The organism is Aquabacterium soli (genome assembly GCF_003933735.1).
GTDB classification, from domain to species: Bacteria; Pseudomonadota; Gammaproteobacteria; order Burkholderiales; family Burkholderiaceae_C; genus Aquabacterium; species Aquabacterium soli.
The window spans coordinates 84080-96728 of sequence record NZ_RSED01000008.1; the positions used below are offsets into that span (position 1 = coordinate 84080).

At 60.0% G+C, this 12649-nt stretch carries 11 protein-coding genes and 1 tRNA gene; 11 read left to right on the top strand and 1 reads right to left on the bottom strand.

Annotated features, from left to right (window positions below; genetic code table 11):
- Window positions 1-8 precede the first annotated feature (8 nt).
- The 6 genes from EIP75_RS11755 (at window position 9) to EIP75_RS11780 (ending at window position 5329) form a co-directional block, all read left to right on the top strand.
- Window positions 9-1556: a leucyl aminopeptidase gene (locus EIP75_RS11755; protein WP_125243460.1), complete on the top strand. Its 1548-nt coding sequence runs from the start codon at window positions 9-11 to the stop codon at window positions 1554-1556.
- Window positions 1557-1586: 30 nt separating this feature from the next.
- Window positions 1587-2012: a DNA polymerase III subunit chi gene (locus tag EIP75_RS11760; protein WP_420797160.1), complete on the top strand. Its 426-nt coding sequence runs from the start codon at window positions 1587-1589 to the stop codon at window positions 2010-2012.
- Window positions 2013-2017: 5 nt separating this feature from the next.
- The gene (locus EIP75_RS11765) at window positions 2018-2623 is read left to right on the top strand and encodes a hypothetical protein (RefSeq protein ID WP_125243462.1); all 606 of its coding nucleotides are present in this window, start codon (window positions 2018-2020) and stop codon (window positions 2621-2623) included.
- Window positions 2624-2667: 44 nt separating this feature from the next.
- Window positions 2668-3807 (top strand): branched-chain amino acid ABC transporter substrate-binding protein, encoded by a 1140-nt coding sequence (locus EIP75_RS11770; protein WP_125243463.1) that lies wholly within the window; start codon window positions 2668-2670, stop codon window positions 3805-3807.
- Between the two features lie 32 nt (window positions 3808-3839).
- A tRNA-Ser gene (locus tag EIP75_RS11775) sits at window positions 3840-3930 on the top strand.
- A gap of 151 nt (window positions 3931-4081) precedes the next feature.
- On the top strand, window positions 4082-5329 hold the full coding sequence (locus EIP75_RS11780) for a tyrosine-type recombinase/integrase (RefSeq protein ID WP_125243464.1): 1248 nt from the start codon (window positions 4082-4084) through the stop codon (window positions 5327-5329).
- 15 nt (window positions 5330-5344) lie between these two features.
- Here EIP75_RS11780 and EIP75_RS11785 read toward each other — a convergent pair whose 3' ends face one another.
- Window positions 5345-6211, bottom strand: a complete 867-nt coding sequence (locus tag EIP75_RS11785; RefSeq protein WP_125243465.1) for a phage integrase N-terminal domain-containing protein — start codon at window positions 6209-6211, stop codon at window positions 5345-5347.
- 1175 nt (window positions 6212-7386) lie between these two features.
- On the opposite strand from EIP75_RS11785, the gene EIP75_RS11790 reads away from it, so the two are divergent.
- The 5 genes from EIP75_RS11790 (at window position 7387) to EIP75_RS11805 (ending at window position 12453) form a co-directional block, all read left to right on the top strand.
- Complete coding sequence (locus EIP75_RS11790) at window positions 7387-8106, top strand: hypothetical protein (protein WP_125243466.1); 720 nt, start codon at window positions 7387-7389, stop codon at window positions 8104-8106.
- Window positions 8107-8618: 512 nt separating this feature from the next.
- A complete protein-coding gene (locus EIP75_RS24140) occupies window positions 8619-8765 on the top strand; it encodes a hypothetical protein (RefSeq protein ID WP_158622827.1) in 147 nt (48 codons plus the stop codon).
- Window positions 8766-8773: 8 nt separating this feature from the next.
- Complete coding sequence (locus EIP75_RS11795; protein ID WP_125243467.1) at window positions 8774-9775, top strand: helix-turn-helix transcriptional regulator; 1002 nt, start codon at window positions 8774-8776, stop codon at window positions 9773-9775.
- Window positions 9776-9856: 81 nt separating this feature from the next.
- Window positions 9857-11350 (top strand): SNARE domain-containing protein, encoded by a 1494-nt coding sequence (locus EIP75_RS11800; RefSeq protein WP_199758566.1) that lies wholly within the window; start codon window positions 9857-9859, stop codon window positions 11348-11350.
- 11 nt (window positions 11351-11361) lie between these two features.
- A complete protein-coding gene (locus EIP75_RS11805; protein ID WP_125243468.1) occupies window positions 11362-12453 on the top strand; it encodes a coiled-coil domain-containing protein in 1092 nt (363 codons plus the stop codon).
- The last annotated feature ends 196 nt before the right edge of the window (window positions 12454-12649 follow it).

Here is a 12649-nt window from a genome sequence, read left to right on the forward strand (position 1 = left end):
TGGCAAGCATGGACTATCGCAACGTCGCGGGCACGGGCCCTGAACTCGCAGGTTTTTCAGCGGATGTGCTGCTGGTGGTGCTCACCCCCGAAGCACCGCGCACGGGGTGCCAGCCACTGGACGCGCTGGTGTCCGAGGCCCTGGCCGCGGGCGACCTGGAGCTCAAGGATGGGCAGACCTTGTACGTGCACCGTCCGGCGGGCCTGAAGGCGCTGCGTCTGGCCGTGGCCGTGGCCGGTGGCGACACGCCGCGCCAGTTCAAATCCGCCGTGGCGCGCCTGGCAGGCCATGCCAAGGGTGCCCGCCTGGCGCATGCCGGCGTGGCCGTGGCACAGGGGCTGGCCGTGACGGCCGCCCATGCCGAGGCCCTGGCCGCCGCGCTGGCCGATGCCACCTATGTCTACAGTCTGAGCAAACCCTCCGCACCCAAGCCGGCCGGGCTCAAGAAGGTGTCGCTGATCACCTCGGCCGCCGATGCGCCGGGTGCCCGCGAAGGCCTGGCCCGTGGGCAGGCCCTGGCCGCCGGCAGCACGCTGGCCCGTGAACTGGGCAACCGCCCGGGCAACTACTGCACCCCCACGTCGCTGGCCAACGAGGCGCGCCAACTGGGCAAGGCCTACAAGCATCTCAAGGTCGAGGTGCTCGACCGCGCCGCCATCGAAAAGATCGGCATGGGCTCTTTTCTGTCCGTGGCCAAGGGCTCGGCCGAGCCCCCGCGCTTCATCGTGCTGCGCTATGAAGGCGCGGGCAAGGACCAGGCCCCCGTGGTGCTGGTGGGCAAGGGCATCACCTTCGACACGGGCGGCATCTCCATCAAGCCCGCGGGCGACATGGACGAGATGAAGTTCGACATGGGCGGCGCGGCCAGCGTGCTGGGCACCTTCCGTGCCGTGGCCGAGCTCCGCCCCAAGGTCAACCTGATCGGCCTGGTGCCCACCTGCGAGAACATGCCCAGCGGCACGGCCACCAAGCCGGGCGACGTGGTTACCAGCCTGTCGGGCCAGACCATCGAGGTGCTCAACACCGACGCCGAAGGCCGTTTGATCCTGTGCGATGCACTGACCTATGCCGAGCGCTTCAAGCCTGCTGTGGTGGTGGACATCGCCACGCTGACCGGCGCCTGCGTGATCGCCCTAGGCCACATCCACAGCGGCCTGTTCTCAGCCGATGATGAACTGGCCGATGCGCTGGAGCAGGCTGGCAAGGCCTCCGGGGACACCGCCTGGCGCATGCCGCTGGACGACGAGTACGGTGAGTCGCTCAAGAGCAACTTCGCCGACATGGGCAACGTGGGCGGCCGCGCGGGCGGCGCCATCACGGCGGCCGTGTTCCTGGGCAAGTTCACCAAGGCCTACCGCTGGGCCCACCTGGACATCGCGGGCACCGCCTGGAAATCCGGTGGTGCCAAGGGCGGCACGGGCCGGCCTGTGCCTTTGCTGACGCACTTCGTGCTGTCGCAGCAGGGCAAGGGCGCGCTGGCACCCAAGGCCGTGACCAAGGCTGCCAACAAGCCTGCCGCGCGCAAGACGGTGGCCCGCCGCGCTGCCAAGGCCTGAGCACGCTGACCGCCGACCACGATGAAGCAGGTGGATTTTCATCACGGCATGGGCGACAAGCTGGTCTATGCTTGCCGCTTGTTGCGCAAGGCCTACCGCAGCGGCGCCAGCCTGGTCGTCACGGCCGACATGGCCACGCTGCGCCAGCTGGACCGCCAGCTGTGGGTGTTCGATGAGCAGGAGTTCCTGCCGCATGTGTGCACCAGCGCTGGTCAGGCCTGGCCGCCGCGCTGGAAGGACACGCCCGTGTGGCTGACCGATGCCCCCGAGCAGGCGCCCGAGGGGCGCCAGGTGCTGATCAACCTGGGCCGCACCCTGCCAGCGGGCATCGAGCGTTACGAGCGCTTCTTCGACGTGGTGTCGACCGAGCCTGACGACCGCCAATTGGGGCGCCAGCGCTGGCGCCAATACGAGTCCATGGGCTGGACGGTCAAGGCGCATCTGGCGCAGGAATGAGCAACATGAACCCGCCGCCGCGCCCAGCCCCATCGCACGTGCCCACGCTCACCGAGGTGATCGAGTTGCCCTCGGAGTTGCCGTCAGAGCGGGTGGCGGAAGAGGGCGCTGCCGTGCCCCAGGCGTTTGTTCAAGACACGCCTGTCACTGTTCCGCCACCCAACACACCGCCGCCGCAGCCAGCCGTGGCGGCGCCTTTGGGCGGCACGCCTGCACCGGTGCACGTGCCTGTGGTGCCCACGCCATCGGCCTGGCCTGAACCAGCCCCGCCTGTCAGCGTGCCTGCCGTGCCTGTGGCGATTCCGCCGTTGGCGGCCGCACCCTCACCGCAGATGCCTGCGTCGCTTCCCTTGGTGACTCCGCCGGCGCTGCCCCCCCGCGCAAGCAGTGGTGTCGATGAAGCGGCCATGGCGCAGCGCGTGCTGACCGAGGTGCAGCGCCAGATCGACGGCATGCTGGAATACCGCCTGCGCGAAGCCCTGACGCCCATCCTGGCACGCACCTCCGAAGCGCTGGTGCGCGAGTTGCGTCAGGAGCTGTCCAAGACCATGCGCGACGTCGTATCGCGGGCCGTGGCCCAAGAGGTGGCGCGCCAGCGCACCCGCCCTTGAGGGTCGTTTCACTTTCTTTTGACACAAGCAAGAGGCAGACAGACATGAAAGCGATCTTCCCGACCCTGGTGCCCGTGGGCCTGGCCCTGGCCGCCGCAGCCGCCACCCTGCCTGCACAGGCCCAGCAGGTGGTGCGCATCGGACACGTGGGCCCGGTGTCCGGCCCGCAGGCGCACTATGGCCGCGACAACGAGAACGGCGCCCGCATGGCCGTGGACGAGCTCAACGCGCAGGGCGTGACCATCGCCGGCAAGAAGCTGCGCTTCGAGCTGGTGGCAGAAGACGACGCGGCCGATCCAAAGCAGGGCACGGCCGCTGCGCAGAAGCTGTGCGATGCCAAGGTCAACGGCGTGGTCGGCCACCTCAATTCAGGCACGACGCTGCCTGCGTCGAAGATCTACAACGGCTGCGGCCTGCCGATGATCTCGCCCTCGGCCACCAACCCGCAGCTCACCGCGCTGGGCTACAAGAGCGTGTACCGCCTGCTCGCCAATGACAACGCCCTTGGCGCCGGCCTGGCGGAGCACGCCTTCAAGGTGCTCAAGCTCAAGAAGGTGGCCGTGATCGATGACCGCACGGCCTATGGCCAGGGCGTGGCCGAGGTGTTCAAGAACACGGCCCGCAAGCTGGGCATGGAGGTGGTGAGCGAGCAGTACACCAACGACCGCGCCGTGGATTTCACGGCCATCCTCACCGCCATCAAGAGCAAGAAGCCCGATGGCATCTTCTTTGGCGGCATGGACCCGCAGGCCGGACCGATGCTGCGCCAGATGCAGCAGCTGGGCCTGACCAAGGCCTACCTGTTCGGCGGCGATGGCATCTGTACCGAGAAGCTGGCGGATCTGGCCAGTGGTGCGCGCACGCTGAGCAATGTGGTGTGCGCCATCGGTGGCCTGGCCATCGACAAGCTGCCGGGCGGGCTGGAATGGCGCAAACGCTACGACGCCAAGTTCCCCAAGCAGTTTCAGGTGTACTCGCCCTACACGTACGACGCCACCATGGTGCTGGTGGATGCGATGAAGCGGGCCAACTCGACCGACCCGAAGGTGTACGCAGCCAAGATTGCCCAGACCGATTACCAGGGCGTGACCGCCAAGGTGCAGTTCGAGCCCAATGGCGAGCTGAAGAACCCGGCCATGTCGTTGTACACGTACAAGGATGGCAAGCGCATCAACGCCAATTGAGCGTTAAAAGCCTGCTACAATGGAGGGCTTCCGGAGAGGTGGATGAGCGGTTTAAGTCGCACGCCTGGAAAGCGTGTGTGGGTTAATAGCCCACCGCGGGTTCGAATCCCGCCCTCTCCGCCAGAACTAGGTTTCATGGCGTCTCACTGAGACTCAAAAACCACGCGAAAGCCCCGTCAATACGGGGCTTTTTGCGTTTTGGCGTCCCATACGGTTTCTTGACAGCCCAATTCCTTGGGGGTACGGTTAGGGGTACGGATTCCAGGAGGTTTCCATGCCTAAGAAGCTCATTGATGCCCTGAGTGATGTTGGCGTGCGTGGCGCCAAGCCTGCATTGCGCGATGGCGTGCCTGTTGACCGCAAGTTGCATGATGGCCGGGGCCTGTACCTGCTGGTGCGGGCCAGCGGTGCTAGGCATTGGCGCCTGAAGTTCTATCTGGCGGGGCGCGAACGGTTGCTGGCGCTGGGCGAGTACCCCGACGTGACGCTGGCCCGTGCGAGGCACAAGGCAGGCGAAGCCCGCAACCTGATCCGCGAGGGCATCGACCCGATTCAGAACGGCCGCGAGCAGAAGGCATTGCGCGTGAATGCAGCGCAGCAGACCTTTGCCGTGATCACTGAAGAGTGGCTGGGCAAGAAGGCCAAGAAATGGACCGAAGGCCACCTCGAACAAAACCTTCAAAGCCTGCGCGACTACGTGTTGCCCAAGATCGGCACGCGCGCCGTAGCCAGCTTGACAGCACAAGACATCATGCGTGTGCTGGAGCCATTGGAGGCCGCAGGCAAGCTGGAGACGCTGCGCAGGGTGCGCCAGCGCATTGGCTCTGTGCTGACCTACGCGGTGCAGACGGGGCGACGCACGGACAACCCGATCCGCGACACGCAAGGCGCTTTCCAGGCCCCTACACGCGAACATTTCGCCAGCATCGGCCCGAAGGGCTTGCCAGCCTTTTTGAATGCACTGGAGGGCTATGCAGGTCATCCCAACACCCTGGGCATCATCCGCATGATTTTGTGGACGGGCAGTCGCACGGGCGAGGTTCGTGGCGCCACGCCGGATGAATTCGATCTGGATGCCGGAGTGTGGCGCATTCCGGCCGAGCGCATGAAAAAGCGCCGGGTGCATGTGGTGCCCTTGCCCCGCCAGGCGGTGGCGGTGTTGAAGGAGTTGAAGAAGCTCAATGGCGCGTCGCGCTACATGTTCCCTTCGCCCATGAACCAGTCCATGGCCAGCGAAAACATCGTCCTGCAAGCGCTCAAGAAAATGGGATATGGCGGGAAGCTGACCGGCCACGGCCTGCGGGCCGCAGTGTCCACGGGCTTGGAGGAAATGGGATACCCCATCGAAATCATCAAGACGCAGCTTTCGCACGCCAAAGACAACCTGACCGATGCGGCCTACCTGCGCGGCGTTCATCTGGAGCGCCGGGCGGAGATGATGCAGGTTTGGGCCGACAAGCTGGATGTGATGCTTGCAGGCGCCAAGGTGCTGCCTCTCAAAGCCACCAGCGCGGCGGCGTAGTGGTGCGGCCATGCCTCAGCGGCCAAGGTAAACCGCCGTTATTTGCTCCCTCTCGTGGCCAAGCTCACGTGAGATGGTCAACCTGGCTTGCCGGTCGATGGCTTTTTGTTCGGGGCTCAACTGCTTGGATGTCGGCCCACCAGCGGCCGGCGCGTTCCAACCGGTCAACTCCGCGTAGCGTGCTTGTGCGTATGCATGGCGAAAGCCGTGAACACGGTCGATGCCAGCGAACGCGGTCTGGGCCTTGAAGCGATTGAGCTGGTCTTTGTAGGACATCGCAACGGGAATCAAGCTGCCCTGGTCTGCCAGTGCCTTGGCCTGGTTCACCACCGCCCGTTGCGCCTCATTGAGGATCGGAATCTCCCGCTCCTTGCCGCCCTTGGTCCATGTGGACTTGAGCACCAGCACGTCGCCACGGTCGGCCCATCCTGGCTGGATCTTGATGCTTTCCTCTCGGCGCAGGCCAAAGGCCTCTTGAAGCCGCAATGACATCACGGTGTATGGATCAGAGACCCTGCCCAGCTTGCCCTGGTCCAGCTCTTTCGCTTTGGACTCGTTCGTCACGAAACGCCGATCAGCAATGCCATAGGCCGCGTTGTGTCGGGCGACGATGTTTTCCTTGCCGATCTTCTCGGCCACCCAGCGCAGCGCCGACATGCGGTTCTTCATCGTGCCGGTGCTCGCGCCTTCGGCTTGCCAACGGCTCACCAAGTGCTCAATGTGTTTGGTGCGGATGCCCTGCGCCCGCAGGTTCTTGAACCCTCCTTCGTGAAGCTGGTTGGCCACCATGGTCAGCAACCGTTCGCGGTCGTGCTGCGTGGCAAAGGAGCCATCGCGGTTGCGCTGGCACATGAGCTTGAAATCGCGGTTGAGGGTGCGCATGGCCAAGTCCTTTCAAAGACTGTTCATCGATCCGCTTGCCGGGCTTTGGTGTCATTGAAAGCACGGACTTGTGTGTGGTGTGGAGAGGTCAGGTAAGTGTTTCTGTCCGCCCCTCACGCCGCAGCGCGATGGGGACTACAAGGGACGCGGGACACCACTCCCGGTTTGTGCAAGGTTGTTTACTGCTTGCCTGCGTTGCACGTCGCTGTGGCACTGCGCTGGCTTGCCTGTTGGCATAGCGCGATGCGCAGGGACCATTGACCCAGGGTCCAAGGAGTGTGTGTTTCACACACGTCCGGGGTGGCCATCTGACGGGTGGCCTGACGGTGCCTTGCGGTCGGGCCGCAAAGGCACGGCACAGTTGAATGTCAATGGGCTTGGAGCCCAGTGGATTCATGCTGTCAGTACGAATAGGCTCAAGGCCCAATGCATGCAGCAACTGACACTAGGCTTGCAGCCCAATGTCGGCATGCTGTGCCTGATGAATGGGCTCGGGCCCATCGGATCACTGAAGGTGGTCTGGCCATCCTTCGATCCACTTCGATCAACGCCCTTGACGTTGGTCGTTTTGCTGGCATCACTGCGCAGCATCACTGGCGCACGTCACGGTGGTTGACAAGGCGCTCTGTCGTGCTACTGGCGTCGTCACTGTCAGCAGGCTGCCAGTAACGACGCTGGCGACGAGTCGGCTTTGATGCAGTTCTCCGGCTGCCCCGCTTTGCTGCATGCGAACACTGCGAGGTGTCTGATGCGCTCAAGCCCGGGCGCGGTGGCTGCGCTTGCCAAGGGCAAGTGTTTGGGTACTGCAATGGCATGCCATCGAGGCGGCATGCGGCATGGCTGGGCGGTTGATCTGGTCAACGGCGCCAAGCCATGTGAACAAGATGCGGCAGGGCCGCATGGGAGCGCTGGATAGGCGGGTAACGACCGCAACGCCTTTTGATCCGCGATGGAGGGGACAAGGAGCCCTGGGAGAGTCATCAGTTGAACTCAGCCGCTGGTCTGCGTCAACGGCCGAACAGGCGGGGCACCGTTCTGACTTACGAAGTGGGCGCCATATCGAGATGTTTGTGGGTGGCTTTTCAGTTGCAGCCGGGCAGTGCGGAGGGGCGCACCGGACGTGCTGTAAATTCCACGGCTGTTCAGTTAACAAGTAGCCTGGAGGGCGTGGAGCCATGTTTTCTGCATTGCTGGAAGCTGTCGAAAGCCTCTGCCCAGGGGATCTTGCGACGAGGGTGAGCCCCGACGAGTATCAGGTGCTTGTGGATGCGGCGCTGGGTTGGCTATTGGATGACTCAAAGCCATTGTTGGGTGCGGCGCAGGCCGTTCTGGGTGACGACATCTTTGAGCCATCCGAAGTGGGCTTCGAATGCTCGGCAGCGAAACCGAACGCAAGCGGCACTGTTGCGGTACCAGTCGATTTGGCATGCATGTTTATCCGCCCCGGGGGTGTCAATCGCGCGCTGTCGTTGGATCTCACCGTGCTGCGGGGATACAAGAAGCATCCGAGGCTTCAACAAGCATCGGTGGAAATCGAATTGGACTTCAATGAACTCAGCACGAAGGCTGCCTTTGAGTCCATTTATCGCGATTACAAGGCGCAGACTTGCCGACTTCTGGATCAGGCACAACTGGCCTTTTTCACCTCGTATTGCTCAGACATCGTGGGCAAGACGAAAAGCGCCAAAGTGTCGGCCAAACTGGACGAGTATTTTTCTGACCCTGAGGCTGATTGCTCATTCACGCTCAGCAAGTCATGCCCACAGGGGACAGCACATTCAACCGGCATCCGCACTTTCCTGATTCTCTGCGTCTTGTATGTGGCGTGTCGCAATCAGGCCAACGGGAAGGCTTGGCGGGCAGGGTTTGAAAAAAGCCTCATGAGGCTGGTTTAGCTCCCCGGATTCGAATCAATAGTCCGCCTTATATATCGCGCAAGCTATCGATCTGCAACTCTGACGCTCTGGCGCAAGCGCAATGGCGAAGAAGGCGCGGGGTTGCTGCTCTTGCGGTCACCATCGACGCGGCGTGCAGGCCTGATCAAGTGCGCCAGCCCGGACAAAGTGATCGAGGGCATCACGATGATGCCCAAGTCCATTGCCCACGGACAGCCGACTGCCGCAGCGCAGCTACCAGCACATGGCGCTTGTTTGCACAGAAGACCGTCGTAAACAGGCATGCCGCTACGCTCCTTTGCCCCCTGAATGGGCAGTGGCGTTTTGCAGCATGATCGGTGACCATCGGCGAAGCAAAAAAGTCAACAATCGGAGGGGTGCCGTCGTGGAGTATGCGGTGTCGAATTGGATCTTCTGTTCGTTCCCACTGATTCACAGGGGTGCAAGCAAAAGCTCAGCATTTGAGCTTTTGCTTGGTCAGCATGAACTCCGTAACAACGATGGAGCAAACCATGCTGATTGAACGAGATTCCCCGATTGAACACCTCAAGGCGTTCGCGATTTGTTTTGTCGCCGGCTACCTGGCGAGCGAGGCCCTGTCGCTTTACAGGAGGTGGGTCGATGGTCGACATCTGGCCAGCGGCGCTGATCAGGCCTAACCAAGACCATGGCGACTCAAACAGCCCGTGTCACCCGGATTGAGGCCATGCTTCGCCTTAGGGGGCATATCAACTTTCAGGCCTTGGTTCAAGAGCTTGAAGTTTCCCCAGCCACGGTGAAGCGTGACCTTGCATTCCTGCGGGATCAACTTGGTTGCCCGATCAAGTACAACCGCGCCGAGGATGTCTATCGTCTGGATCCAGCGAAGGGCGTTGGAGATCGTTTCGAGATTCCCGGACTGTGGCTTAACCAAGAAGAAGTGCTTGCCTTGCTGATCTCGCATCAACTTTTGGCAGGGCTGGATCCTAATGGCGCGCTTGCTCGACATGTCGATCCGTTGCTTGAGCGGATCCGGCAGCTCTTGGGCGACCAGGAAGATCAGAGCATGGGCGTATCGCAACGCCTACTTGTGATGCCTACCTCGGGCCGACAAGCTGACGCCCAATATTTCGAAGCGGTTTGCGCTGCCCTGTTGCGCAGGAAACAACTGACGTTCAACTACTTCACCCGTTCGCGTGAGCAGGCATCTACTCGGCTCGTTTCACCGCAGCGCATGGTGCACCACCGCAATACCTGGTATCTGGATGCTTGGTGCCACGACAGGCAAGCCTTGAGGCGATTTTCGCTGGACGCCATCACAGATACGGCATTGCAAAAAGAGTCAGCGATCGAGTGCGCGCAGGATTCCGTAGAAGCATACTTCGACATAGGTTACGGTGTTTACGCCGGGGCAGAGTTGCGACATGCTCACTTGGTTTTCAGCCCATGGGCGGCAAAGTGGGTGGTCAAAGAGCAGTGGCATCGGAATCAGACGCAGCGTGTTTTAAGCGACAAGCGATTGGAGCTCGTTGTGCCCTACACCGATGCCGCTGAATTGAAGATGGACATCATGCGATACGGTGCTGAAGTCGAAGTGCTGGGGCCGCCAGAACTTCGAGAAGACCTCGCCTTGTCGCTGCGCTGTGCGGCAAATCAGTACGATGAGGCTCTACCGGCCACTTCGTCCTGAACGCTCTTAGTCAGTCAATGTGCTCACTCCCCGGTTCACCGCTACCGAGTACGCAGATTCCATTATTTAGAAGGGTGTACCTTGACTTTATCCACCATTGATCTGCCAACGCTCAAAGTAGTCCATGAATCCATTGAAGTGGAATATGATTTTTCGGTAAGTTCGGCTGAATATTCCTCAACCGAGATATCACTATCTGAACAGATCAGCGCGGGTTTGAGTCGCGTGGAGGGCGAGATCCAGGCAACGCAAGACGAGATCGATCGACTCAACCTGGATATTGATCGCCTGACCAATCACTCCGATCGAGTTGACAACCTTGTGGCTGTCGGCAGCGGATTGTTGGCAGGCCTTATCGATGCTTTTTGGGTGGGTGAATTCAATTTTGAGCGAGGCAAGGCATGGAGCAACCACACGGTCAACGACTTCGTCATGCGGACTGCCAAGGCGCAGGGCTATGAGGGTGAACGGTTGGATGGCGCCATCAAATTTTTGGAAAGCAAGTTCCCGGTTCCCAGTGACAATATATGGAAAGGAAAAGACCTAGGCATCTCCGCAAAAAGCCATCACCTTGATGACTTGGCTCACCACCCTACGCCAGTCGGTCTTTTTTTCTCTATCCTGACGCAGTTCACCAAGAAGGGATACTTTCAAAACGGCGAAGGCACATTCTTGCCTATCAGCATTGACGAGGACGGTTTGGAGTTGATCGGCGCAGATGTCAGTTCAAAATTCTTCTGCGGTACGGTCAATTGGTTCTTCCATTTGGTTAGCGACATGTCCGGTAGCAACAAGACAGCAGGTGTGGGGATGGGGATTCCGGGGCCCATCGTTTCTTTGCTGAAGGAGTTGTCAACCATCCCTGGTCTTGACAGAACTGGGTTGCCCGAGAAGTTGAAAGAAGTCTTCGTGAAGGAACGTTTCGACTTGCGCAGCGAAATGGCCGTCATGCACGAACTGGGGCGCCAAGCCGTGCCGGTGATGATCAACGAAGTGCTAGTGCGTGCCTTCTACTTCATTCGTCGCTTTGCCTCCGAATTGAAGGCCAAGCGTTCGTTCAGCGACATCGAGTGGAAGAAGACGCTGCCATGGAACAACCGAACCATGACACGGATGCTCACCATTGCCACTGGCACGTTCACTGTCGTGGACTTAGCTGATGCGGCCATTCGCGCAGGAATGAAATCTGGCGGGAACTTGGCGGCTTTTGGTGCGCAACTGGTCCTGCGTGTGAACTTCGTGGGCATTGGCCGCTTTGCCATCGCCGCGTACTCCGATGTTTCGATGGGTTCGCAGCGTGAAAGACTGCGCGATGAGCGCATCGCGGTGCTGAGCGAGCAACTTCACTGGGCTAACGCGAAGGTGGCCTACCTGCAAGCTGATGTCTGGCAAGCTGCGGAGCGCACCGAGGCAAGTTTGCAAGAGGCCGAGCAGATGATGCGCCAATCAGCTGAGATTTCTATGCGTGCTTGGGAGGCTAATCGCACCTCCCTTCGCCAGATTGGGCAAATGCAAGCCAAGATCCAAACTCACAATCCTCAGCTCATTAACGATATCCGTAATATTCTCTCGTAAGGGTTGCGCACATGACAGAAGCCACAGGCATGGACAATAAGATATTTGAATCGCAGCATATTCGACCTTCTTTTGATGAAAGGCTGCTGCCTGAATTGATTCAAGGTCAAATTGGTAAGCTTAACGAGCTGGATGGCCTCGTTAAAGCGGCGCTTGAGGGCGCAAAAGCGGCTGAAAATGAGGCGCGTAAGGCAAAGGAGCTGTCAGCTGGCCGAGGAATTTTCACCGATCATAAAAGAGCGGCGATTGAAGGGTTGCAGAAGGCGGGTGAGAAGTTGGCGGAGGCGGTGCAGTCAGGTGCAAAGGCTCAAAAAACGGCGTTTGATTTCCAAACACGACTAGCAGAGATTACCAAATATCTTTTCTCTTTGGGGGTAGGTAACGTTGCTGCCAATCGAGTCGTGGTGCGTGAATTGGAGGCGCGTCTTAGAGGCGCTTCTGAGGAGGAGTTGTCGGAGCTGGCGCACCAAGAAATATTGGCGGTGGTCATGCAGTTGAAGGAGCAAGAAGATTTGCTTAATAAGCAAGAGGAATTGCGAAAGAGACAAGAGCGGATGGCTGAGGGGCTGAAGGCGCACGATATAAAGATTGTGCATTTGCTGGCTCAGACCGATGATTTTGATCTCAGGCTTCGGGCGCAGGACGACCAGCAGCGAATTTTTGTCAGCTTGATTGATGGTCTTGGAATAGAGTCAAAGCAGCAAAATCAAGAAATTTCGGCCTTGCAGTTACAGTTTGCACAAGAGCAAATTCGGACGAATGACGAACTCAAAGACCATGACTCCAAAATCGGAGATGTGGTTGAGAAGACTGATGGCTTAAATCTCACCCTCAAGGATCAAGAAGCAAAGCAGCTAGCTTCTGTCCTCATGATCGATGGCCTTGGCGTAGCGTCGGCACAGCAAAAACAAGAGATCTCGACTTTGCAGCAACAAGTGTCGGAGCAGCAGGCGCGTTTAAATGCATTGAGTAGCGCTCTGACGTTGGCTGGGGCCAATGCCGAAAAAGCTACTTCGAGCCTACGTTCTGCCTTGAATCAACGAACGGTTCTGTTGGTAGTCTTGGTTATTGCTTTACCCGCTGTTGCCTACTTCACCCGCTGATGCCTCCACACTGACATCCGAAGTGGTTGGGGGTCCGTATGGGGGTACGAATTCACGGAATCGCCTGCTAAGCAAGGTATAGCAAGGAGGTTCGTATGACGCCCTCCCGCCAAGACGCTAGCAAAAACGGGCCTTCGAGGCCCGTTTTTTCATGGTGAACAGCGGCTCCGGGCCCCATTTCTTCGCGGCCATCCGC